This window comes from Demequina pilifera, assembly GCF_048814985.1.
In the GTDB taxonomy this organism is placed as follows: domain Bacteria; phylum Actinomycetota; class Actinomycetes; order Actinomycetales; family Demequinaceae; genus Demequina.
Window position 1 is genome coordinate 208516 of sequence record NZ_JBMDTW010000004.1, and the last position, 22959, is coordinate 231474.

General features: G+C 70.8%; 19 protein-coding genes. 13 read left to right on the top strand and 6 right to left on the bottom strand.

Annotated features, from left to right (window positions below; genetic code table 11):
• Positions 1-90: 90 nt before the first annotated feature.
• The 3 genes from ACNI14_RS08805 to ACNI14_RS08815 form a co-directional block, all read right to left on the bottom strand.
• Complete coding sequence (locus ACNI14_RS08805) at positions 91-1956, bottom strand: DEAD/DEAH box helicase (RefSeq protein WP_420519626.1); 1866 nt, start codon at positions 1954-1956, stop codon at positions 91-93.
• Between the two features lie 89 nt (positions 1957-2045).
• On the bottom strand, positions 2046-3680 hold the full coding sequence (locus ACNI14_RS08810; protein ID WP_420519627.1) for a hypothetical protein: 1635 nt from the start codon (positions 3678-3680) through the stop codon (positions 2046-2048).
• Positions 3681-3942: 262 nt separating this feature from the next.
• Positions 3943-4593 carry a Pr6Pr family membrane protein gene (locus ACNI14_RS08815; RefSeq protein ID WP_420519628.1) on the bottom strand — a complete coding sequence of 217 codons (651 nt, stop codon included), beginning with the start codon at positions 4591-4593 and terminating at the stop codon, positions 3943-3945.
• Between the two features lie 165 nt (positions 4594-4758).
• Here ACNI14_RS08815 and ACNI14_RS08820 point away from each other — a divergent pair, with 165 nt between their 5' ends.
• Together ACNI14_RS08820 and ACNI14_RS08825 are read left to right on the top strand one after the other, a co-directional pair.
• Entirely contained in the window at positions 4759-5943 is a 1185-nt protein-coding gene (locus ACNI14_RS08820) for a GGDEF domain-containing protein (RefSeq protein WP_420519629.1), read from the top strand.
• 34 nt (positions 5944-5977) lie between these two features.
• Positions 5978-6919: an NUDIX domain-containing protein gene (locus tag ACNI14_RS08825; RefSeq protein WP_420519630.1), complete on the top strand. Its 942-nt coding sequence runs from the start codon at positions 5978-5980 to the stop codon at positions 6917-6919.
• A 25-nt stretch (positions 6920-6944) separates the two neighbouring features.
• Here ACNI14_RS08825 and ACNI14_RS08830 read toward each other — a convergent pair whose 3' ends face one another.
• A complete protein-coding gene (locus ACNI14_RS08830) occupies positions 6945-7577 on the bottom strand; it encodes an alpha/beta hydrolase (protein WP_420519632.1) in 633 nt (210 codons plus the stop codon).
• A 105-nt stretch (positions 7578-7682) separates the two neighbouring features.
• Between ACNI14_RS08830 and ACNI14_RS08835 the strand changes: the two genes are divergently transcribed.
• Positions 7683-8945, top strand: a complete 1263-nt coding sequence (locus ACNI14_RS08835; RefSeq protein WP_420519856.1) for an MFS transporter — start codon at positions 7683-7685, stop codon at positions 8943-8945.
• Between the two features lie 138 nt (positions 8946-9083).
• Positions 9084-9509: an OsmC family peroxiredoxin gene (locus ACNI14_RS08840; RefSeq protein ID WP_420519633.1), complete on the top strand. Its 426-nt coding sequence runs from the start codon at positions 9084-9086 to the stop codon at positions 9507-9509.
• An 18-nt stretch (positions 9510-9527) separates the two neighbouring features.
• Here the strand turns inward: ACNI14_RS08840 and ACNI14_RS08845 are convergent, their stop codons facing one another.
• Entirely contained in the window at positions 9528-10988 is a 1461-nt protein-coding gene (locus ACNI14_RS08845; RefSeq protein ID WP_420519634.1) for an amidohydrolase, read from the bottom strand.
• 79 nt (positions 10989-11067) lie between these two features.
• Between ACNI14_RS08845 and ACNI14_RS08850 the strand changes: the two genes are divergently transcribed.
• Complete coding sequence (locus ACNI14_RS08850; protein WP_420519636.1) at positions 11068-11907, top strand: EI24 domain-containing protein; 840 nt, start codon at positions 11068-11070, stop codon at positions 11905-11907.
• On the opposite strand, the gene ACNI14_RS08855 is transcribed toward ACNI14_RS08850, so the two are convergent.
• Positions 11864-12775: a LysR family transcriptional regulator gene (locus ACNI14_RS08855; RefSeq protein WP_420519637.1), complete on the bottom strand. Its 912-nt coding sequence runs from the start codon at positions 12773-12775 to the stop codon at positions 11864-11866. The genes ACNI14_RS08850 and ACNI14_RS08855 overlap by 44 nt on opposite strands.
• Positions 12776-12857: 82 nt before the next feature.
• Here ACNI14_RS08855 and ACNI14_RS08860 point away from each other — a divergent pair, with 82 nt between their 5' ends.
• The 8 genes from ACNI14_RS08860 to ACNI14_RS08895 all read left to right on the top strand — a co-directional run bounded on the left by ACNI14_RS08860 (position 12858) and on the right by ACNI14_RS08895 (position 22939).
• The gene (locus ACNI14_RS08860; protein WP_420519638.1) at positions 12858-16292 is read left to right on the top strand and encodes a bifunctional proline dehydrogenase/L-glutamate gamma-semialdehyde dehydrogenase; all 3435 of its coding nucleotides are present in this window, start codon (positions 12858-12860) and stop codon (positions 16290-16292) included.
• A 31-nt stretch (positions 16293-16323) separates the two neighbouring features.
• On the top strand, positions 16324-16650 hold the full coding sequence (locus ACNI14_RS08865) for a plasmid stabilization protein (RefSeq protein ID WP_420519639.1): 327 nt from the start codon (positions 16324-16326) through the stop codon (positions 16648-16650).
• 86 nt (positions 16651-16736) lie between these two features.
• On the top strand, positions 16737-16889 hold the full coding sequence (locus ACNI14_RS08870) for a hypothetical protein (protein WP_420519640.1): 153 nt from the start codon (positions 16737-16739) through the stop codon (positions 16887-16889).
• Between the two features lie 10 nt (positions 16890-16899).
• On the top strand, positions 16900-17556 hold the full coding sequence (locus ACNI14_RS08875) for a CDP-alcohol phosphatidyltransferase family protein (protein WP_420519641.1): 657 nt from the start codon (positions 16900-16902) through the stop codon (positions 17554-17556).
• Positions 17557-17587: 31 nt separating this feature from the next.
• The gene (locus ACNI14_RS08880; RefSeq protein WP_420519642.1) at positions 17588-18010 is read left to right on the top strand and encodes an FHA domain-containing protein; all 423 of its coding nucleotides are present in this window, start codon (positions 17588-17590) and stop codon (positions 18008-18010) included.
• A 4-nt stretch (positions 18011-18014) separates the two neighbouring features.
• Entirely contained in the window at positions 18015-18767 is a 753-nt protein-coding gene (gene ftsR, locus ACNI14_RS08885; protein WP_420519643.1) for a transcriptional regulator FtsR, read from the top strand.
• Positions 18768-18869: 102 nt separating this feature from the next.
• A complete protein-coding gene (locus tag ACNI14_RS08890) occupies positions 18870-19445 on the top strand; it encodes a MerR family transcriptional regulator (RefSeq protein ID WP_420519644.1) in 576 nt (191 codons plus the stop codon).
• 86 nt (positions 19446-19531) lie between these two features.
• Positions 19532-22939 carry a pyruvate carboxylase gene (locus ACNI14_RS08895; protein ID WP_420519645.1) on the top strand — a complete coding sequence of 1136 codons (3408 nt, stop codon included), beginning with the start codon at positions 19532-19534 and terminating at the stop codon, positions 22937-22939.
• Positions 22940-22959: the final 20 nt, after the last annotated feature.

Sequence of the window (22959 nt, forward strand, 5' to 3'; positions counted from 1 at the left end):
GCTCGAGAGGGCGATGATCGCTGGAGTGCTCACCGGCCACACGCCAGCGCCGACCGGGCCCCATGCGCTCGAGGTGGCCGGCCCCGCACGTCAGTAGCGAGGCTTGCGCGGCGGCCGGTCGTCCCGGTCTCCGCGAGGTCCACTGCCACCGCGCGGCCCGCCCTGGCTGCGAGGGGCCGACTTGCGACCACCCGGGGCGCCGCCGTCGGCCTTGAGCTCGATGAGGATGCCGCTGATGCGCGTGCGCTCGAGCCTGCGCAGGGACTCGGCGGGCAGCTCGGCCGGCAGATCGACCAGCGAGAAGTTGGGGAAGATGCGGATCTGGCCGAAGTCGTCGCGGTTGAGTCCGCCCTCGTTCGCGATCGCACCCACGATCTGGCGGGGCTCCACCTTGTGTCGCTTCCCGACGGCGATGCGATACGTGCTCAGGGGACCGGAGGTGCCGCGCCGGTTGCGCTCGCCGCGGTCGGGGCGCGCCGCGCCGTCCTTGCCGCCACGGAACTCCTCGCGCTTGGGCTCGGCGGCCGGGTCGAGGAGCAGGGGAGTCTCGCCCTGCGCGACGACCGCGAGGGCTGCCGCGACGTCCGCCTCGGGAACGTTGTGATGCTCGACGTAGTGACCGATGATGTCGCGGAAGGTGTCGATGCGCGCGGTCTGCCCAAGCGCCTCAGTGATGGCCTCGTCGAAGCGCGTGAGGCGGGTCGCATTGACGTCGTCCACGCTCGGCAGGTGCATCTGCGTGAGCGGCTGCCGCGTGGCGCGCTCGATCGCGCCCAGCGTGCGCCGCTCACGCGGGGTCACGAAGCTGATCGCGTCGCCGGTGCGGCCGGCGCGGCCGGTGCGGCCCACCCGGTGCACGTAGGACTCGGTGTCGATGGGCAGGTCGTAGTTGACCACGTGCGAGATGCGGTCCACGTCGAGGCCGCGCGCCGCGACGTCGGTCGCGACGAGAATGTCGAGCTTGCCGTCCTTGAGCTGCTTGACGGTCCGCTCACGCTGCGCCTGCACCACGTCGCCGCTGATGGCGGCCGCGGCATAACCGCGCGCCCGCAGCTTCTCGGCAAGGGTCTCGGTCTCGTTCTTGGTGCGCGTGAAGACGATCATGGCCTCGAAGTTCTCGACCTCGAGGATGCGCGTGAGCGCGTCGACCTTCTGCGGGTACGACACGATCAGGTAGCGCTGCGTCAGGTTGGTCGACGTGGTGGTCTTCTTCTTGACCGAGATCTCCTCGGGGTCACGCAGGTACTTGGCGCTCAGCCGGCGGATCTGGGGCGGCATGGTCGCGGAGAACATCGCGACCTGCTTCTCGGCCGGGGTCTTGGCGAGAATGGTCTCCACGTCCTCGGCGAAGCCCATCTTGAGCATCTCGTCGGCCTCGTCGAGCACCAGGAACGCTAGCTCCGACAGGTCCAGCGTGCCCTTGTCGAGGTGGTCCATGATGCGGCCGGGCGTGCCGACCACGATGTGGACGCCACGTCGCAGCGCGGAGAGCTGCACGCCGTAGCCCTGGCCGCCGTAGACCGGCAGGATGTGCATCGACTTGCTGTGGCCGGCGTACTGCTCGAAGGCCTCGCACACCTGGAGCGCGAGCTCGCGGGTGGGGGCGAGCACGAGGGCCTGCGGCTTCTTCTTGGACGTGTCGAGGCGCTCGAGGATGGGCAGAGCGAATGCGGCCGTCTTTCCCGTGCCGGTCTGCGCGAGGCCCACGACGTCGCGGCCGTCCAGGAGCGTGGGGATGGTGGCCGCCTGGATGGCGCTGGGCTCCTCGTAGCCGACGGCGCTGAGCGCCTTGAGCACGGTGGTGCCCAGGCCGAGGTCGGCGAAGGTCAGGCGGTCGGGCGGCGCGGGCTCACTGGTCGCCGCGGTATCGGCGGGAGCGGTGTCGCCGGGCACGGACTCGTCCTCCGGGGCGTGGTCGGGAGTCGTGTCGTCAGTCGGATTCGAGTCAGCAGGCATGGCTCTACGGTAGTCCCGTCTGGGGGTCACGAACGGACGAGCACACCCAGATGGCGGCCGATGCGGGGAAGGCGGGCGGCGCGGACGCGTCAATCATCGCGCGGCGCGACGCCGTCGAAGACGCTCTGGATCGGTTTTTCCAGCTCGGGGGCGGCCGGAGCCTGGAAGGCGCCCACGTCGGTCGCGACGTACTCGAGGTGCCAGGACTCTGGCCGGGGGCCGCCGGGCCGCGCCCATGCGGGATGCACCCAGCCGTACTCGGCGCCGTTGGCAGTGAGCCACGCGGAGGACGGCACGTCGAGGTCGACCGCCATTCCCCACCCGTGATTGGACGAGCCCGGCTTCGCGGCGGTGCCGGGTTTGGCGGCGCGCGTCCGCACCTGCAGCGAGTACGAGCGGTAGGAGTCGGTCATCGCGAGGTTGGTGCCGTGCTGGGCGAGATATGCGGCGTTGGCCGCCTCGAGAGAGCGTGCGGCGTCGCACTGGAGCCGATGACCTGGCGCGAAGTCGAGCTCGCACAGGCTGTCGTAGGTGAGGGAGCCATTGGAGCCCGCGACGCCCGCGGGAGGGCCGGACCAGCCATTGGAGCGGGACGCGACGGCGTCCCTGTTCCGCTGGGCGTGCGCCTGACGGGCGTCGGCGACCTCTTGCTCGTGGTCGGCGCGCAGCCGGTCGTTGCGGGTCTCGATGTCGGCGTTCTCGGCCGTCACCCACTCCTCGTGCGTGACCCGCACGGCCGCCATCGCGTCGTCGAAGGCCGTGTGGGCGGCCAGGATCCGGTCCAGCTCGGCGATCACGCGCAGGGGCCGTTCGTGATCGACCAGCGCCGCCCGTGCGGAGGCGCTCATGAGGCTCGTGAGCGCATCCTCGGCCTCGGTCAGGCGGGAGTCGTCGTTCACCTTGTCCGCGACGGCGGCGAGGACGTCGACCGCGGCGCCCGCCTCGACGTCCGCGTCCCGGACGGCGCCGTCGAGCAGCAGGATGGTATCGGCGTGGCCGGCCTCGATCGCCGCCTCGGTCAAGGCAGTGGCGCCGCCGTTCACGGAGGCGAGGGCCTCATCGAGAGCGGCCGATGCGCGCTCGAGTCGCTGTGCGGCCTCGCGTGCCTGATCCGCGCTGTCGGTCTCACCGGCCAGGACTCGTGCCACCTCGAGGTCCTCGATGAGGTCCACCAGCTCGTCCGAGCGGGGTGCGGGGTGCGGGGCATCGTCGATGGGGGCCGTGGAGGGCGTGGGTGAGGGAGTGGGCGCGGAGTCGGAGGGCTCGGCTGCCGGCTCGTCGTCGCCGTGTTCGCCGGGCGACACCCGGTTCGTCACCGGCTCGGCACCCTCCGCACTGCCGTCGGCGGAGGGCGGGGCCGCGGCCACGGCGACGAGCGTCGTGATCTCATCCGGGTCCACGGGCGCCACTGACACCTGAACACCGCTGAGCGCGACCTGCTCTGTTGCCGCGTGGGTCGCGTCGCTCAGCGCCTGTGCGGCTGCGGCGACGCGGTCCTCGTCGACGACCGCGCCCGCGGCGTGGACCGCGCTGTGCGCCTCGGTGAGGGACAGCTCGAGCGCGTCGCGCTTGGCCTCGACGGACTCCGCCGCTGCGCGGGCGTCGTCCACCGCGATGCGGGTGTCCAGGTCGTGCGCTCCATAGGCACCGGTGAACCCGATGCCAAAGGAGGTCAGCACGATGGCGCCGGCGAGCGTGCGGGTGGGGCGTGCGATTCGGGGCATAGAGAGATCACCAGGGGTAGGTACGGGAACAGCGTGAGGCGACGTTCTGCCGCCGCACGGCATTCAGCCCCGGGACCTTGCGCCGATGGCGCGCGATCACGGGGCCTCGTTGTCACTGACGACTCATCGATCCCGCCGGACATGCGCCGGGCGGGTTTCCACGCCACGGGAGCGACTCGCGGGCGAGCGCGCGACCCAGGATCAGGAGACGGTGCGACAGGGGGTGAACGTGTGGATACCCCAAGGGGTTCCAACGGGCCGTTCAGCGCCTGGGCGCCTTCACCCTGAGGCTGCCCGTCTTGGGGACCTGGGCGAGTCTCAGCAGTCGGAGGCCGGTCGCCGAATGCAGCACCGCCGCCACGCCCAGTCCGGTGCCGGCGATCGCCAAGATCGTGATCGCGACGGAGGTGATCCCGCGTGCGGGGTCAAGGAACGGATAGGGCACCCAACCGTCGAGCGTGGCACGCAGCAAGAGGTACGCGATCCAGCCGGCGGGGACCACCAGCACCGTCCAGAGGGTCCTCATCGGCAGTCGCACCGGCTTGCCCACGAGCAGCCAATCGGCCACCAGCACGGCACCCGCGCCGCCGTGCAGCACCATGTTCGCCCACGGGTACACCGGCGTCGCCACCCCCGCGAGCATGTACCAGTACACCGCGCCGGTCACCACGCCATACGTGGCGGCGTTCACTCGCAGCAGTGCCACCCAACGCGGCTCGTCCGCGCCGGCCACCGCCGCGGCGACCAGTGCGACGACGGCCGCGAGCGCCGCGAGCGGCGTGAAGTAGCCGGGCAGCTGGGCCCACGTGAAGGTGCCGTAGGTGAGGTCCGCCCAGGCCTGGACGCCCAGCGCGGCCGCGATCACGAGGGCAGCGCAGAGCCGGGCGATGGAGACTGCGGCGACCTTGCTCACGCTTCAAGACTTTACTCGGCCTTGACTGATCTGTGAACAAGACTCGCCCGCCTTCGAGCGCCCGGCACCAGATTGGCGACGCGACCGATCGTTCTCGCCGCCGAAAGACGACGTTCATCTCGCATGGGTGTGGAAGTGGCCCGGCAGGGCAATAGGGTGCCTGTCATGCTCGATATCGACACTCTGCGGGTGGTCCAGGCATCGGTGGCGTTCGTGGTGTTCCTGCTCGTGCGATTCGGCACCTATCGGCACACGCGCTCTCCGTACGCGCTGGGGTGGAGCTGGGTGGTGGTGCTATCCGGTGGGAGCACGGTCGTCTATCTGTTGGAAGGGCCGGGCCTCGCGGCCTTGGCGGCCCCGCTGGGCAATGGCCTGTCCGTCGCCAGCGCTGGCCTGGTGTGGGCAAGTGCACGGGCACTGCGAGCCGCCGCGCCCCGCCCGTGGGCGATCGTGCTGGCATGCGTGGCCGTAACAGTCGCCTCCGTCGCGGATGGCCGCACCGACGGCACCCTCCCCGGCACGCCGGCGCTGCTCGCGGGAATGACCCTCATGTTCGCTCTTGCCGCACGCGAGCTCTGGGTCCTCACGCTCGAGCCACACCTGCAGCACAGCGACTCGGCCATCATCCGCGCTCGGCCCTCGCTGCGCGCCATGGTCGTGACCGCAACATTCCTCGCGGCCTTCTACGGCGGTCGACTCGTCACATTCGCCGTCCTCGGACCCGACTCGTCGTTCTACTCGACGTGGGCCGGCCCGACCGCCACCACGTTCGTGATTCTCGTGGTGCTCGTCGTCGTGACGTTCACGATCACGGCTCTCAGCCGCTTCGAGGCGACCACGGCGTGGCAGCTGCGAGCGTCCCGTGACGACCTGACGGAGCTTCTCGCACGCCACGCGTTCGAGCAGCACTACGTCCGGCACACGGCGCGACGCGCCGGGCGGGACCGGCCTCCCATCCTCGTGCTGGCGGATCTCGACGACTTCAAGACCGTGAACGACACCTACGGGCACGACGAGGGCGACCGAGTGCTGCGGTGTCTGGCGGACGCCCTGCGGGAGACGCTGACCGATGCCGACGTCGCGTGCCGATGGGGAGGCGACGAGTTCGTCGTGATGCTGGCCGATACCGACCCCGACGCCGCCACCCGCGCGATCCACGAGCTGACCGACGCGTTCGCCGCGCGGACTGGCGTCGGCACCAGCGCCCCGTCCGTGAGCTTTGGGGTCGCGCACGCTCGACCCGGTCAGTCCCTGGCCGAGGCGTTGGAGGACGCGGACTGGGCGTTGCGTGGCGCCAAGGACGCGGGCCGTTCGCGCATCGTGGTCGCCCCGCGTGCCGACGCGGGATAACCGACTCCCCAGATCGCTGTGGCAGTCTCGAGACATGAGTCCTGATTCCGCCGCGAGGGGGACGCCCCCGCCAGGTCGCGAGCGTGACCCTGGGGACGCATGGGTGGAGGCGCCTGGCGGCGAGCGCTACTGGGGGCGGTACGGCGCCGCTGGGGTCCTCGCCGTCGACCCTTCGCGCGGCGTGCTGCTCCAGCACCGCGCGGAGTGGAGCCATCACGGCGGCACCTGGGGCATCCCCGGGGGAGCCCTGCACCAAGGAGAGACCGCCGAGGACGGCGCCCTTCGGGAAGCCCTCGAGGAGGCCGGCGTGCCCCGGAGTGCGGTCCGCACGCGCGCCGTGTGGCGCGTGGACCGGCAGGTGTGGGCCTACACCACGCTGATGGTGGATGTGGTCAAGCCTTTCGATGCCGTGGCCGGCGACGCCGAGAGCCTCGAGCTGCTCTGGGTGGCGGCAGAGCAGGTCGACGCGCTCCCGCTGCACCCGGCGTTCGCTCGGGCCTGGCCATCGCTGCGCCACAGCATCCGTGTGAGGCCGCGCCTGGTGGTCGATGCGGCGAATGTGGTCGGGTCCGTGCCCGACGGCTGGTGGCGCGACCGCCGGGGCGCGGCGGAGCGACTGATGCAACGGCTCGAGGACCTCGGCCACGGGGGAGTCGGCGCGGCTGCGCTCGGGCTTGATGGGCTGCGCTGGCACCCCGGGATCGACCTGGTGGTCGAGGGCGAGGCCCGCGGGCTGGACGCGCAAGAGCACGTGAGCGTGATCGACGCTCCCGGATCGGGTGACGATTCGATCGTGGCCAGGGTGCGCGAACTCGCGGCGGGCGGAGTCAGCCCGGTGGTGGTGACGAGCGATGCGGAACTGCGGTCCCGCGCCCAGCAGGAGGGCGCGTCCGTGCACGGTGCACGCTGGCTGCTGGACCTGCTCGATGCGCTCGACTCGGCGACCGCCGGCGGCGCCGCGCGCGACCCGCGCTGACCCCCGCTGACCCCCGAGCCAAACGTCAGCGAGCGTCGACGGCAGCTTCGAGGAAGTCGCGAACGTCGTCCATCACGCGCTGATCGACCGAGTGACCCAGGCCGGGGTACACCCTTTCGGTGAGCACGCTGTGGTGGGGAAGGAACTCCGCCGCTCGACTCACTGCCTCCTGCGGAATGACGGGGTCCTCGTCTCCCCGACCCCAGAACACTGGAGGTCGCCGCTCGGCGAGAAGGGCATCGGCCGGCTGCGCCGTACCTGCCACGAAACCCGCGAGGACCACGGTCGCGGCCACGCGCTCGGGGCGCGTCCGCAGCAGTTGAGTGGCCATGAGACCACCCTGTGAAAAGCCGACCGGCACGACCTGCGCCTCGGCCCCGAGGGTGACGTCGAGCCATTCCCACAGCGCCGTGGTCGCCCGGTCGACGTGGTCGGCACTCGGCGGGTCGGGCAGCGAGAGCGGGAACCACGCGTGACCCACGCCCATCGCCAACGGGGCGCGCGGGGACACCCACGGCATGCCTGATGGCAGCCAGGGCGCGAGACCGGGCAGGTCGCGCTCGTGAGAGCCATAGCCGTGCAGCAGCAGGGCCACAGGTCCGGTGGGGCGAGTCCCGTCCTCCCAGCCAGGGGAGCGGACTGCGGTGATGATCTCCATGCGCCCCAGTATTGCCCGGCGCGGAACGTGGTGGAGACGAGCGCACCTATGCTGGGCGTGCTCGAGGGTGAGCGCCCCCTCGACCTGATTGTGATCGGTGACCCCATGACGACCCTGACCCCTGCCCGCACCCGGCTTGCGCTGTTCGCTCTCGCCTTGGGCGGATTCGGGATCGGCACCACCGAGTTCGTGGCGATGGGACTGCTCCCAGACATGGCCCGCGACCTGGACCCCGCGCTATGGGAGGCGAGTCCCGAGCAGGCGATCGGCCGCGCCGGCTGGATCATCACCGCCTACGCCGCCGGGGTGGTCGCGGGCGCGCCCACCATCGCGGCGCTGGTCGCACGCTATCCCCGCAAGACCGTTCTGACGGTGCTCGCGGCGGCGTTCACCGCGGGCACCATGGCCTCGGCGCTGGCACCCACCTTCGAGACCGTGGTCGCCGCTCGGTTCGTCGCCGGCCTTCCGCACGGCGCCTATTTCGGCATCGCCGCCCTGGTCGCGGCCCGCCTGATGGGTCCCGGCAAGCGTGGACAGGCGGTCGCCTTCGTGCTCGCGGGCCTGACCATCGCGAACGTCATCGGCGTTCCGGCGATCACCTACTTGGGACAGCAGACCGGCTGGCGAGTGGCCTACCTCGCGGTCGCGGGTCTGTTCGCGCTCAGCACGCTCGCGATCATCGCGTTCGTGCCTCGGTCGGCGGGGGATCCCGGCGCCACGATGCGCCGTGAGCTTGGGGCCTTCGGTCGCCCCGCGGTCTGGTTCGCGCTGCTCACCGGCGCGCTGGGGTTCGGCGGATTCTTCGCCGTGTACAGCTACGTCTCACCGCTCGCGACCGAGGTCACCGGGACCACCGAGTCCATGGTGCCGATCGCACTGGTGGTCCTCGGCCTGGGCATGACCGCCGGCAACTTCCTCGGGGGCAGGCTCGCCGATCGCGGCGCCCTGCGGGCGGTCTTCCAGCTGTTCGGCGCGTTCGTCGTGTCACTGCTCGTGCTCATCTGGGGCGCCGGATCCGTCCCGGGATTGCTGCTGGGTCTGTTCCTGGTCGGCGGTGCGGCGGCCGCGCTGTCTCCTGCGATCCAGACCCGCCTGATGGACGTCGCGGGCGACAGCCAGACCATGGCCGCTGCGCTGAACCACTCGGCACTCAACATGGGCAACGCGCTGGGGGCGTTCCTCGGCGGAATCGTGATCGCCGCCGGCTGGGGATACCTGGCGCCGTCGTGGTTGGGTCTCGTGCTGTGCGTGCCCGGGGTGATCTGCGCCGCGCTGGGGTGGGCGGCGACGCGGAACGGCGTCTCGCCGCCCGCGGAGATGGGCGGTCCGGCCGATGCGCGGGTGGACGCGAGCTCCGCTGCTCGCTGATACGGGCATCGGCGAGGCGAAGTGCGCCGGGTCGTGCGCCGCCGTCGCCCCTGCCTGTGGCGCGCGGGCGGCGCCCGCGCATGCTTGACTGACGGGAGAGGGCGCGGAGCGCGCCCGGAGCGACAGGAAGGCAACGACATGACAGTGCACAGCAAGGCCTCGACGGTGTGGAACGGCTCCCTCGCGGACGGTTCCGGTACGACGACTCTCGCCACGGGCGCCGCGACGCTCGCGGTCGACTGGAAGGCACGCGCCGAGGGCTCGGAATCGACGACCACCCCGGAAGAGCTGCTCGCTGCCGCTCACGCCTCCTGCTATTCGATGGCGCTATCGAACGCGCTCAGCGAGATCGGGTCGCCGCCCGAGCAGATCGAGACCAGTGCCGTGGTGACCTTCGTGCCAGGCGAGGGCATCAGGAGCTCGGTGATCACGGTGAGCGCGCGCGTGCCCGGCATCGACCAGATGAAATTCAGCGAGATGGCCGAAGAGGCGAAGGACGGCTGCCCGGTGTCCCAGGCGCTCGCCGGCGTCCACATCGCACTGGAGAGCGCCACACTGCTGTAGCGCGACCGCGCCGCAGCGCTACAGCGTGCGGTGCGTGAAACGGCCCGCGACCAGCGTCGCGGCCACCGGCATGCGCACCAACGCGGAAGCGACGCAGTGGAGCGGATCCGCCTCGAGCACCACCAGGTCCGCGGCGGCTCCCTCGCTGAGCCGGAGCGAGCCGGCCGAGGCCACCAGCGCCTGCTCGCGCGTCAGGGCGTGCTCGGGGTGCCACGGCGCTCGCTCGTCCGCACTGCGATGCACGGCCGCGGCGATCGCGCGCCACGGGTCGAGCGGTGCCACGGGCGCGTCGGAGCCGAGCACCAGTCGCGCGCCGGCGTCGCGCAGTGCGGCGAGCGGGAACGCCCGGTCGGCGCGGTCGGGCCAGATCCGCTCGGTCGGGTCGCGGTCATCCCACAGGTGCTCTGGCTGCACCGACGCCGTGACGCCGAGCGCACCGAAGCGCGCGAGGTCTTCGTGGCGCACGAGCTGGGCGTGCTCGATCGTGCCGGTGGCCCCGGTGCGCTCGAACGAGTCCAGCGCGTGCGTGACGGCGGCGTCACCGATGGCGTGCACGGCCGCCGTGAAGCCATGCTCCACGGCCTGGGCCAGCAGTCGCTCCGATTGCTCCGGCGAGACCGTGAGCACGCCGCGTGTGTCCCGACCGGGGTAGGGGTCGTGACAGTAGGCGGTTCGGGTGTTGAGCGAGCCGTCGGTGATGATCTTAAGTGGGCCGATGGTGAGCAGCCCGGAGGTGCCCGGCACCTCATCGCCGCTGCGCCAGCCGGCCTCGACCCGTTCATCGAGCTCTGCGGGGTAGAAGCCGGAGTGGACCCGCAGCGCGTGCAGACCGCGTGTCATGCGTTCTGTCCAGCCCGCGAGATTGTGCGCCATCTCCAGGTCGACCACGCCGACGACTCCTCGGGACGCGGCCGCCACGGCCGCCTCGCTGATCGCGAGATCCTCATCGCCGGGCGCCGCCTTCTCCAGGCGCATCTGCAGCGCGAACGCATCGTCCTCCCGCAGCACCCCCGCATCGGGAAGGCCGTAGCGGTCTCGCGCGGCGGTGTTGACCCAGCACGCGTGCATGTCGCCGGACAGCACCACGACGGGCCGGTGCGGCGCCACCTGGTCGAGCACCTCGGCGGTCGCCTCGTCCTCCCACATCGCGTCGCGGTAGCCATAGCCGATGATCGGCTCGTACATCTCGATCTCCGCGACCATGCGGGCCGCGATGATGTGGGCGGCCGCGGCGGCGCTGCGTGCGGCGGACAGATCGAGTCTGCGGCGCACGATGGCCCACTGCGTGAAGTGCACGTGGTGGTCCCACAACCCTGGTGCGACCCACCGGCCCTCGAGATCGAGCACCTCGGCGGCGGGAGCGTGCGAACCGCGTGCCGCGGAGTCGACGATGCTCGCGATCATCCCGTCTCGGATGGCGATGTCCACGGGGGCGTCGCCGCCGAGGAGTCGCGCGTTGCGCAGAAGCAGATCGGTCACAGGTCTTGCACCGCCAGGGACGTCGGAGGGCTCGGGGATTGGGCCAGGATAGCCATGGCGCGGCCGCTAGCATCGCCACATGTCACCGCGCGCGTCGTCCGCCAGCGTCAGGCCAGTCCGCGAGGCCGCTTCCGGGGCGGCGACGGCCTGGCGCGGACTGCGGACCTGGAGCACCTCGCCTGGCCTGATGGCGTGGGGACTGCTCCCGGGCGCCATCACCGCCGCGCTGTTCGGAGGAGCGGCGATCGTCATCGCGACCCAGCTCGCGGGTTGGTCCCGGTCGCTTGCGTCGCTCGTGGTCGACGACGGCAGCTGGGCGCACGGCGCGGTGCAGGTCATCGCGGCGCTTGCCGTCGTGGCGGGCAGCGTCCTCGTGGCCGTCTACGCGTTCACCGCGGTCACCCTCACCATCGGCCAGCCCTTCTTCGAACGGATCGGCCGGGCAGTGGATGCCCGGCAGGGCTTCGTCGGCGCCGAACCCGACGAGCATTGGGCCCGCTCGCTGCTGCGCGGCGTCGGCGAGGCCGTGAGACTGGCGCTGCTCACGCTGCCGCTGGCCGCGGGGCTGTTCCTGATCGGGCTCGTACCCGTGGTGGGAGGGATCGCCGCCTTCGTGCTGGGCGCAAGCATCGGCGGGTGGTTCCTCGCGCTTGAACTCACGGCGTACCCGCTTGCCAGACGAGGCCACGTCTCGCTGGTCGCGCGGCGCGCGGTGCTGCGACGGAACCGCGCCAAGGTGGTGGGGTTCGGGGCCGCAGTGTTCGTGCTGTTCCTCATACCGCTCGGCGCAGCGCTGTTCATGCCCGCGGCGGTGGCGGGAGCGGCCCTGTTGGTCAACGATCCGGGCTTCGCCACGCGTGCCCATCAGGAGGGGGTCACACCCGACCCAACGGCGCAGCCGCCAGACGCAGAGCGCTGAGGACGGCAGACACGGCGGGGTCCACGGACGTGGTCGCCCTCATGGCGGCGAACACGGTGCGTCGGGGCGTTCCGGGCAGGGTCGAGCGCACGATGTCGGCGGGGGTCGCCATCCACATGAGCCCCGGCAGCAGCGACACGGCCTCGCCTGCGGCGACCAGGGCGATGTGCGCCTGCAGGTCCGCGGTCTCGTAGCGCACGTCCGGCTCGAATCCCGCGAGCCGGCAGGTCTGCTCCGCGAAGTGGCGCGATGCCGTGCCGCGAGGCTCCATGACCCACACGCTGTCCCGGTGATCGGCGAGGGAGCGAGCCCCCGGGCCGTCCTCTGTCCGTGATCGTGCGCGCGCGGCCAAGGAGATCTCATCGCTGATGAGCGTCTCGCGACGCAGACCGGGGTAGTGCGGCGCGGAGTGGTGCGGATACTCCTCCGCGATCACGACGTCGTAGTCGCGGGCCCACGTGTCCTGGAGCGCCTGGGCGGGCTCGCTCTGAGTCACCTGCAGGCGCACCTTGGGAGCGGCCTCGCGCAGATGACCAAGAGCACTGGGCAGGAGCGACAGCGCCGCGGATTGGAACATCGCGGCGCGCACCGACCCCGCCGGCTCGCCGCGGGTGGCGCGCAGGTCCGACTCGGCGGACTCCACGGCGTTCAGCACGGTATCCGCGGCGGCCACGAGGCGCTCCCCGGCCGTGGTCAGCACCAGGCGACGCCCCGACTTGCGCAGCAGTCTCGCCCCGGTCTCCCTCTCCAAGGCGGAGAGCTGCTGCGACACGGCCGATGCGGTGTACCCGAGGCTGTCGGCGGCACCGGCCACGGTGCCCCGTATCGCGAACTCGCGCAGGGTCCGCAGGCGCTGGATGCTGAGCATGCCAACAGTTCAGCACAGCTTCACAATAAACTTCAAGAAGCCTGGATAGACCTGAACTATCTCCCCGCCGCACACTGAGGCCATGGCCGTCCCCGCCCTGACCTCAGTCCCCACCGACCCCGACCGCGCGGTCCAGCAGGTGCGCCGCTGGCTCGACGACTCGGAAGGCTCCCGCCCGCGCCTCGGTGCGCGGATCATGGGCCACGCGCTGCGCTCGGAGGGAGGGCTGAGATACCTCACGGAGGTGGTCGACGGCCTGGTGCGGCCCGAAGACCCCCTGGTCGCGGCCGCGGCCCTGCGCCGCGCATCGGCCGGTGCGGACGCCCACCTCCCCGCAACCCTCGCATGGGTGTCCCGGGCGGGCGCCGTCGCGTGCCGGATCGCGCCGCATCTGACAGTCGCGATCGCACGACGGTTCGTGCGGGCGCTCGTGGGGCACCTGGTGGTGGATGCGCGACCGCGCCGACTGTCGCGATCCCTGCGGCGCCTGCGGGCCGACGGGGCGCAGTTGAACGTCAACCTGCTGGGGGAGGCGGTGCTGGGCCGCGAGGAGGCGGCGCGACGCGTGGAGCGCACGCGGGCGCTGATCGTGCACCCCGACGTGGACTACGTGTCGATCAAGGTGTCCGCCGCCACCGCGCCGCACTCTCCGTGGGACGTGGATGGAGCGGTCGCGGAGATCACCGCGACGCTGCTGCCGCTTTATGAGGCGGCGCGGGACGCCGGGGGCACGTTCGTCAACCTGGACATGGAGGAGTACCGGGACCTCGAGGTGACGCTCGCCGTCTTCGAGCACCTGATGCGGGACGAGCGACTGCGCGGGCTGTCGGCCGGCATCGTGATCCAGGCGTACCTGCCGGAGTCCAGCGCGGCCCTGGACCGGGTGCAGCGACTGGCGGCGGAACGCATCGACGCCGGGGGAGCGCCGCTGCGCGTGCGGATCGTGAAGGGCGCCAACCTGTCGATGGAGCGCGTGGAGTCGGAGCTGCGCGGGTGGTCGCTCGCCCCGTGGGGCTCCAAGGCGCAGACCGATGCGCACTACAAGCGCATGCTCGACGCGGCACTGACCCCCGAGTCCACGCGTGGCCTCAAGGTGGGGATCGCCGGCCACAACCTCTTCGATGTCGCTCTCGCGTGGGACCTCGCCAACCGTCGTGGGGTGGCCGATGACGTGCAGTTCGAGATGCTGCTGGGAATGGGGGAGCCGGTCGCGAGCGCGGTCGCCCGTGACGTCGGCACCTTGAGGCTCTACACGCCGGTGGTGGACCCCGCGGACTTCGACGTCGCTCTCGCATACCTGGTGCGCCGCCTCGAGGAGGTCGCGAACCCTCAGAACTTCCTGTCGCGCCTTCCCACGCTCGCTCACAGCCAGGCCGACTTCGAGCGGGAGGAGCGCGCGTTCCGCGAGGCGTGCGCCCTCGCGGCCAAGCCGGCGCCGGCGCGCTCTCATCGCGCCTCTCCTGCTGTGCCACGGGACCACGGGGCGTTCCGCAACGCGAGCGACAGCGACCCCGCGGTCGGCTCGACCAGGGCCGACGGTGCGCGGGTGCTCGCACGTGCGGCCTCGCGGCAGGCGGGTGCGCAGGCGGTCACGGAGGCGCGCATCGACGATGCCGACACCCTGTCCCGTGCGATCGGCGAGGTGCACGCCGGGGGGCGGCGTTGGGGTCTCACCCCCGCGTCTGCACGCGCCGAGCTGTTGGATCGCGTCGCCGACGAACTCGAGCGGCGCCGCCACGACCTGGTGGAGGTGATGGCCTCCGAGACCGGCAAGACCCTCGATCAGTCCGACCCCGAGGTGTCGGAGGCGATCGACTTCGCGCGCTACTACGCGAACAGCGCGCGACGCCTGGATGAGGTGTCCGGTGCCGCCGCCGAGCCGCGGGCGCTGACGGTCGTGACGCCGCCATGGAACTTCCCGGTGGCGATCCCCGCGGGGTCCACCCTGGCGGCGCTCGCCGCGGGTTCGGCAGTGATCCTCAAGCCCGCCGAGGAGGCGCGCCGATGCAGCGCAGTGCTCGTCGACGTGCTGCGTGGGGCCGGGGTCGACCGGGATCTCGTGCGATTGATCGACCTCGATCCACGGCGCTTGGGCCACGCGCTCATCGGCGACCCCCGCGTGGATCAGGTGATCCTGACCGGCGCGTTCGAGACGGCTCAGGGCTTCCTCGACGCCAGGCCCGAGCTGCGGCTGCACGCTGAGACCTCGGGCAAGAACGCGATGATCATCACGCCCAGCGCAGACCTGGACCTCGCGGTGCGCGACCTGGTGGCGTCCGCGTTCGGCCACGCAGGGCAGAAGTGCTCCGCAGCGTCGCTCGCGGTGCTGGTGGGCTCGGTGGCGGACTCGCCGCGCCTCCACCGCCAGCTGCGGGACGCGGTGCGATCGCTGCGCGTGGGCCAGGCGACGGACCCGGGCACGCAGATGGGCCCGGTGATCGCGGAGCCCTCGGGCAAGCTGCACCGCGGCCTCACCCAACTCGACGATGCCGAGACCTGGTGGGTCGAGCCGCAGCGCGTCGCCGAGGGGCTGTGGAGCCCCGGCGTGCGCGGATGGGTCGAGCCCGGATCCTTCATGCACCGAGTCGAGTGCTTTGGCCCTGTGCTCGGCATCGTGCGTGCCCGGGACCTCGATCACGCGATCGCGCTGGTGAACGAGGTGGACTACGGCCTGACATCGGGCATCCACACGCTTGACGAGGGGGAGATTCGCTCCTGGATCGATGCCGTGGAGGCGGGCAACCTCTACGTCAACAAGGGCACCACCGGCGCGATTGTGCAGCGTCAGCCCTTCGGCGGATGGAAGCGCTCGGTCGTGGGCCCCACCGTCAAGGCTGGAGGCCCGCATTACGTCTCCACGCTCACAGGCTGGTCCCGCGCCCCACTGCCCTCGGATGGCGGCGAACGCACGGTCCTCGATCCGGCCGTCGAGGCCACGGTCGGCGTCGCCGACGCCGCATGGGTGCGTGTCGCCGCTGAGGCCGACCAGCGGGAGTGGGCTCGGCGCTTCTCGGTGGGTCACGACCCGACTGGGCTCACGTGCGAGGCGAATGTGCTGCGCTACGTGCCCGTCCCGGCAGTGATCCGCTGGGACGGGGCTCGTGCGGAGGACCTCGTGCGGGTGTGCGCCGCGATGGTGCGGGCCGGTGCGAAGGGACGCGTCAGCGCAGCCGTGGACCCGCCCGAGGGTCTCGCCGACGCGCTCGAATCGGCAGGAGTGCCAGTCATGCGAGAGTCCGAGGACGATGCGATCGCTGCGGTCCGCGCCAGCGGCCAGTCGCGCGTGAGGTACGTGGGGGATGTCGCGGACGCGTGGCGGGGCCACGCGGACATCGCCGTCTTCGACGGCCCGGTGACATCGGCGCCGCAGCTCGAGCTGCTGCCTTTCGTTCGTGAGCAGGCGGTGTCGCTCACCACCCATCGCTACGGGACGCCATTCGACCCCACGGAGCGCATCGCGGGCGAGCTGCGGCGTGGAACATCCCTGGCGACGCTCCCGTTGACGCCACAGAGGTGAAGCCAGCGACCTGCGATCAGGAGGAGCATCGATGACCCCCAGCGAGTGGAGCGACAAGCGCGAACGCCAGTACGAAGAGGTCAAGGAGTCGAAGCTCGATGCCGGCGCCTCCGAGGACGAGGCGAAGGAGATCGCGGCGCGCACCGTGAACAAGGCGCGCGCGAGGTCCGGTGAGGCCGACCAGTCATCGAAGTCGTCGACGGACGACATCTCGAGCGGTCGTCGAGGAGGCCTCCGGTCCCACTCCGGGTCACAGGGGCGGACCAAGGACCAGTTGTACGCGGAGGCCAAGCGCAAAGGCGTGAAGGGCCGGTCGACGATGTCGAAGGCCCAGCTCGAGAAGGCCGTCTCGGAGTGATGGCAGCGCGCCTGACCGCGCGCTCCTGGGCGCCGAGCCCTAGGCTGATAGTGCAGTCCCGAAGCCGAATGTGAAGGGAGATGACCATGTCGGATCAGAAGCCATCGGAGAGCCGTCACCAGCGGTTCGAGCAGATCAGGACGAGGGAACTCGCACGGGGCGCGTCTGACGACGAGGCCACGCGCATCGCGACGGAGACCGTCGACAAGGTCATCGCCTCGGAGGAAGAGTCCAAGTAGACTCCCGGGCGTGGAGGAGCCGCGCGATCTCGAGAGCATGGAGCATCCTGACGCGACGGCAAATCCCCGCGCCGATCAATTCAGCAGCGCGGTGTGGACCGTTCCCAACGTCATCTCGATGGTGCGCATTGCGCTGATCGGTGTGTTCGGCTGGCTGCTGGTCGCCGGCCACGACCTGTGGGCGGTGGCCGCGCTTGCCGCTGCTGGCGTGAGCGACTTCCTCGACGGCTTCCTTGCCCGCCGCTGGAGCCAGGTCACGGCGCTCGGCCGGCTGTTGGATCCCGCGGCGGACAGGCTGCTGACGATCGTGGTCGTGATCGCCCTCGCGTTGCGAGGCGCCGTGCCGTGGTGGCTCGTCGCGATCCTGCTGGCCAGGGACGCGATGGTGGCAATCGTGGTGATGGTGGGCCACTCGCACCGCGTGTCGTCTCCTCAGGTCACTTTCACGGGCAAGGCGGCGACCGCTGCGCTGTACGTGTTCCTGCCGCTGGCGTTCCTTGCCTTCGAACGCTGGGACGGTGTTCACGTCGCTGCGATAGTCGGCGCGTGCGCCGCCGCGGGACTGTATTGGATCTCGGGGATCGCCTACGTTCGCGACGTCGCGGCTCGTGCCCGGTCCACTGCCAACGGCGCGTCCGCCGATGCTCCGCCACACCGCCTAGGATGATGGAGACGGCCAACGTGAGAAAGGGGGCGCCATGACATATGACGAGAGCCCAGTCGAGCGCACGATGTCGCTCGACGCGCAGGTACCGGTGGACGACCACTCGCCGCACCGCCTGTCACCGCAGGACCAGACCGCCGTGGACGCCCTCGACGAGGACTGCGCGCTGCTGATCGTGCACCACGGTCCGAACCAGGGCGCGAGGTTCCTGCTGGACGTGGATGTCACGACCGCGGGTCGATCGGTGTCGGGTGACATCTTCCTCGACGACGTGACGGTGAGCCGGGAGCACGTGCAGTTCATCCGGGACGGCAAGACCTTCTACGTGAAGGATGCCGGTTCCTTGAACGGCACCTACGTCAACCGCGAGCCGGTCACCGAGGTGGAGCTGCACGACGGCGACGAGGTGCAGATCGGCAAGTACCGGATGAGCTTCTATCCGGGATCGGCCCGCTGACTCGATGACTGCGCTCAGGGCCGTGCATGCCGCGTCCCGCGGCGACGAGGCCACCGACCTCGCGATCGAGGCGCCGGAGGCGGATCCCGGCACGGGACTGTGGCCGCACGCGCTGTCGCACGAGCCGATGCTGCGCGTGAGTGACGTGCTGCAGCAGCTGGGAAACGAGTTCCCCGCCCTCACGCCGTCGAAGCTGCGCTATCTGGACAACAACGGCCTGGTGTCCCCGGATCGCACGGCCGCGGGATACCGCCAGTACTCTCCGGCCGATCTCGAGCGCCTGCGCTTCGTGCTGCGCGAGCAGCGCGACCACTTTCGCCCGTTGAGCGTGATCGCGGAGACCCTCGAGTCACTCGACTCGGGTCGCATGCATCTCGCGGTCACCCCGTATTCGGTGGAGGACACCGGTACGTACTTGACGCACGCCGAGTTGGCGCAGGCGGCGGGCGTCACGGACTCGGTGGTCTCGACCCTCGAGGAGGAGGGCGTCGTCCACCAGCGCGTCCCAGGGCGATTCGAACGTGAATGCGTGCCGCTGGTCGTCGCGGGCGGTGCATACCTGGGAGCCGGGGGAGACCCCCGTTCCCTCAAGGCCCTGGTGCGAGCGGCCGGCCGCGAAGCGGAACTCATCGCAGGCGCCTCCGCTCCCGACCGGCGCAGGGGTGACGATGCCGCGGCCGATGCGATCACGAGCGCACGCGCCGACGCGGCCGTCGCGGTGTTCAGCGCTTGTGTGCACGAGCAGATCGACCGATAGACGGTCAGCGGGCGACACGCCACCGGGGGAGGGGCGATGTCGTTGACCGGCGGGGTCCACCGCCCTACCTTGGTGGAGAGGGATCGAGCGCGAGGAGTAGCGATGGCAGAGCAGGAAGGCCCCGGCCTGACCTCAGTGTCCGACCAGGGGATCCTGTTCGATGACGGGCTCGCGCACCTCGACGAGAACACTGGCTACCGCGGTCCCACCGCGTGCAAGGCGGCCGGAATCACCTACCGTCAGCTGGACTACTGGGCGCGCACCGGTCTCGTCGAGCCCAGCGTCAAGGCAGCGACAGGTTCCGGCACCCAGCGCCTCTACGGCTTCCGCGACATCCTCGTGCTGCGCGTGGTCAAGCGCCTCCTCGACTCCGGAGTGTCGCTGCAGCAGATCCGCTCGGCAGTCTCGGCGCTGCGCGAGCGCGGCGTCGATGATCTGTCCCGCATCACCCTCATGTCCGATGGTGCCTCGGTGTACGAGTGCACGTCGGACGACGAGGTGATCGACCTGGTCCAGGGTGGACAAGGAGTGTTCGGCATCGCCCTCGGAAAGGTGTGGCGCGAACTCGAGGGTTCGCTGTCCTCCCTGCCTGCCGACCGGGGCGATTCCCCCGCATCGGCCGCCGCTGCGGTCGATGACCTCGCCGACCGCCGCGCCAAGCGCTCGACAGCGAGCTGAACCACCGCGCCCTGCGCCGCATCGGCGGCCTTGCTGACGCGCACCCGCAAACCTGGCAAGATAAAGCCACCGTCGAAGGGAAGTCAATGTTTTCCAAGGTCCTCGTCGCCAACCGGGCAGAGATCGCCGTGCGCGCCTTCCGCGCCGCCTACGAACTGGGTGCCAAGACAGTCGCCGTATTCCCACACGAGGACCGGATGTCCGAGCACCGGGTCAAGGCGGACGAGGCGTATGAGATCGGCGAGGAGGGGCACCCGGTCAAGGCGTACCTCGACATTGACGAGATGATTCGGATCGCCAAGCACTCGGGCTCCGACGCGATCTACCCGGGCTACGGCTTCCTGTCGGAGAACGTGGAGCTCGCCCGTCGCTGCGAGCAGGAGGGCGTCACGTTCATCGGACCGCCGCCCGAGGTGCTCGCGCAGGCGGGGGACAAGGTGGCCGCGCTCAAGGCCGCGAAGGCCGCCGATGTGCCGGTCCTGAACTCCTCCGAGCCGTCCAAGGACAAGGACGAGCTCATCGCCGCCGCGGACGAGATCGGCTTCCCGATCTTCGTCAAGGCCGTCGCCGGTGGCGGCGGGCGCGGCATGCGCCGCGTGGAGAAGCGCGAGGCGCTGCCCGATGCGCTCGCGGCAGCGATGCGCGAGGCGGACAACGCCTTCGGCGACTCCACGGTGTTCCTGGAGCAGGCGGTGCTGGGCCCGCGCCACATCGAGGTGCAGATCCTCGCGGACAACGAGGGCAACATCGTCCACCTGTACGAGCGCGACTGCTCGGTGCAGCGCCGCCACCAGAAGGTGGTGGAGATCGCACCCGCGCCCAACCTCGACCCCGCGATCCGCGAAGCGCTCTGCCGCGACGCGGTGAGGTTCGCCGAGTCGCTCGGATACGTCAACGCCGGCACCGTCGAGTTCCTGCTCGAGACCGAGGGCGAGCGCGCCGGACAGCACGTGTTCATCGAGATGAACCCGCGCATCCAGGTCGAGCACACGGTAACCGAGGAGGTCACCGACCTCGACATTGTCAGCGCGCAGATGCGCATCGCGTCGGGCGAGACCCTCGAGCAGATCGGGATCCGCCAGGAGAACGTGCGCACCAACGGGTTCGCGGTTCAGACGCGCATCACCACGGAGGACCCCACCAACGGGTTCCTGCCCGACACGGGCCGCATCGTCGCCTACCGGTCGCCGGGTGGCGCTGGGGTGCGCCTCGACGGCGCGACCGGCATGGCGGGCAACTCCGTCACGGGTCACTTCGACTCGATGCTGGTCAAGCTCACGTGCCGCGGACACGACTTCGAGACCGCCACCCGCCGGGCCTCGCGTGCGCTCGCCGAGTTCCGCATTCGCGGAGTGACCTCGAACATTCGGTTCCTGCGCGCCGTGATCGACGACCCGGACTTCCGCGCCGGGGGCGTGACTACGTCGTTCATCGACCAGCGCCCGCACCTGCTCGAGGTGCCCGAGAGCCAGGAGCGCTCCACCAAGCTGCTGAGCTTCCTGGGCTACCAGACCGTGAACCGTCCCAACGGCGAGCCCGCGGACACGGCGCTGCACCCGGCCGTGAAGCTGCCCTCGATCGACCTCGACGTCGAGCCGCCTGCCGGCACGCGCCAGCAGCTGCTCGACCTCGGCCCCGAGGGCTTCGCGCGCGAACTGCGCGCGGCCAAGCAGCTGAAGCTGACCGACACCACCATGCGCGACGCGCACCAGTCGCTCCTCGCGACTCGCGTGCGCACGTACGACCTGCTGAAGGCCGCGGGTCACGTGTCGCGCATGACGCCCGAGCTGCTGTCGATCGAATGCTGGGGCGGGGCGACCTACGACGTCGCCATGCGGTTCCTCTCCGAGGACCCGTGGCTGCGGCTCGCGAACCTTCGCGAAGAGGTCCCGAACATCGCGCTCCAGATGCTGCTGCGCGGGCGCAACACCGTGGGGTACACGCCGTACCCCGACGAGGTCGCGCAGGCGTTCGTCGAGGAGGCCACCGAGACCGGCATCGACATCTTCCGGATCTTCGACGCCCTCAACGACGTGGACCAGATGCGCCCCGCGATCGAGGCCGTGCGCGCGACCGGCCAGTCGGTGGCCGAGGCCACGCTGTGCTACACGGGCAACATGATCTCGCCGGACGAGGACCTCTACACCCTCGACTACTACCTGAAGCTCGCGGACCAGCTGGTGGAGGCGGGCGCGCACGTGCTCGCCCTCAAGGACATGGCGGGCCTGCTCCGCCCGGCCGCGGCGTTCACGCTGGTGTCGGCGCTCCGCGAGCGCTTCGACCTGCCGGTGCACCTGCACACCCACGACACCGCGGGCGGACAGATCGGCACGCTGCTGGCCGCCGCCGAGGCGGGAGTGGACGCCGTGGACGTCGCCAGCGCGGCGATGGCGGGGACCACGTCCCAGCCGCCCATGAGCGCGCTGGTCGCCGCTCTCGAGCACACCTCCCGCGACACGGGCGTTTCGCTCGCCGCCGCCCAGGACCTCGAGCCCTACTGGGAGGCCGTGCGCAAGCTCTACGCGCCGTTCGAATCGGGGCTGCCGGGGCCGACAGGCCGCGTCTACCGCCACGAGATCCCGGGCGGACAGCTGTCCAACCTGCGCCAGCAGGCGATCTCCCTGGGCCTCGCGGACAGGTTCGAGCAGATCGAGGACACCTACGCCGCGGCCGACCGCATCCTAGGCCGGCTGGTGAAGGTGACGCCCACGTCCAAGGTCGTCGGCGATCTCGCCCTCCACCTGGTGGCCAAGGGCGCCGACCCCGAGGACTTCGAGCAGAACCCGGACAAGTACGACCTGCCGGACTCCGTCATCGGCTTCCTGCAGGGCGAACTGGGCGATCCCCCTGGCGGCTGGCCCGAGCCGTTCCGCACCAAGGCCCTCGAGGGTCGCTCGTCGTCGCGCGAACTCGCTCCGCTGTCCGACGAGGACCGCGAGAAGCTCGCGCAGCCCGGACAGGTGCGCAGGCGTGCGCTCAACCACCTGCTGTTCCCCGGGCCGGCCGACGACTTCGACGTCGCGGTCGACAACTACGGAGACATCTCCGTCATCGACACGTTCCACTACTTGTACGGCCTCACGGTGGGCAGCGGGGAAGAGGTGAACATCGAGCTCGACAAGGGCGTGCGGATGATCGTCTCCCTCGAGGCGCTCGGCGAGCCGGACGACCACGGCGAGCGCACGGCGATCTTCACCTACAACGGCTCGATTCGTCCGGTGCAGGTGCGTGACGAGGCCGCGTCGGTCGACGTGGTCCAGCGCGAGAAGGCCGATGGCACCAAGCCCGGGCAGATCGGGTCGCCATTCTCCGGTGCCGTCGCCGTCACGGTCGACGAGGGCGACGAGGTCCAGGCGGGACAGACCGTCGCGCTGATCGAGGCCATGAAGATGGAGTCCGCGATCACCACGCCGGTGGCGGGCACCGTGAAGCGCATTGCCCTCGACGGCAATGAGACTCTCACTGGTGGGGACCTGATCCTGGTCGTCGAGTAGCGGGCGGACGAGGCCAGGAG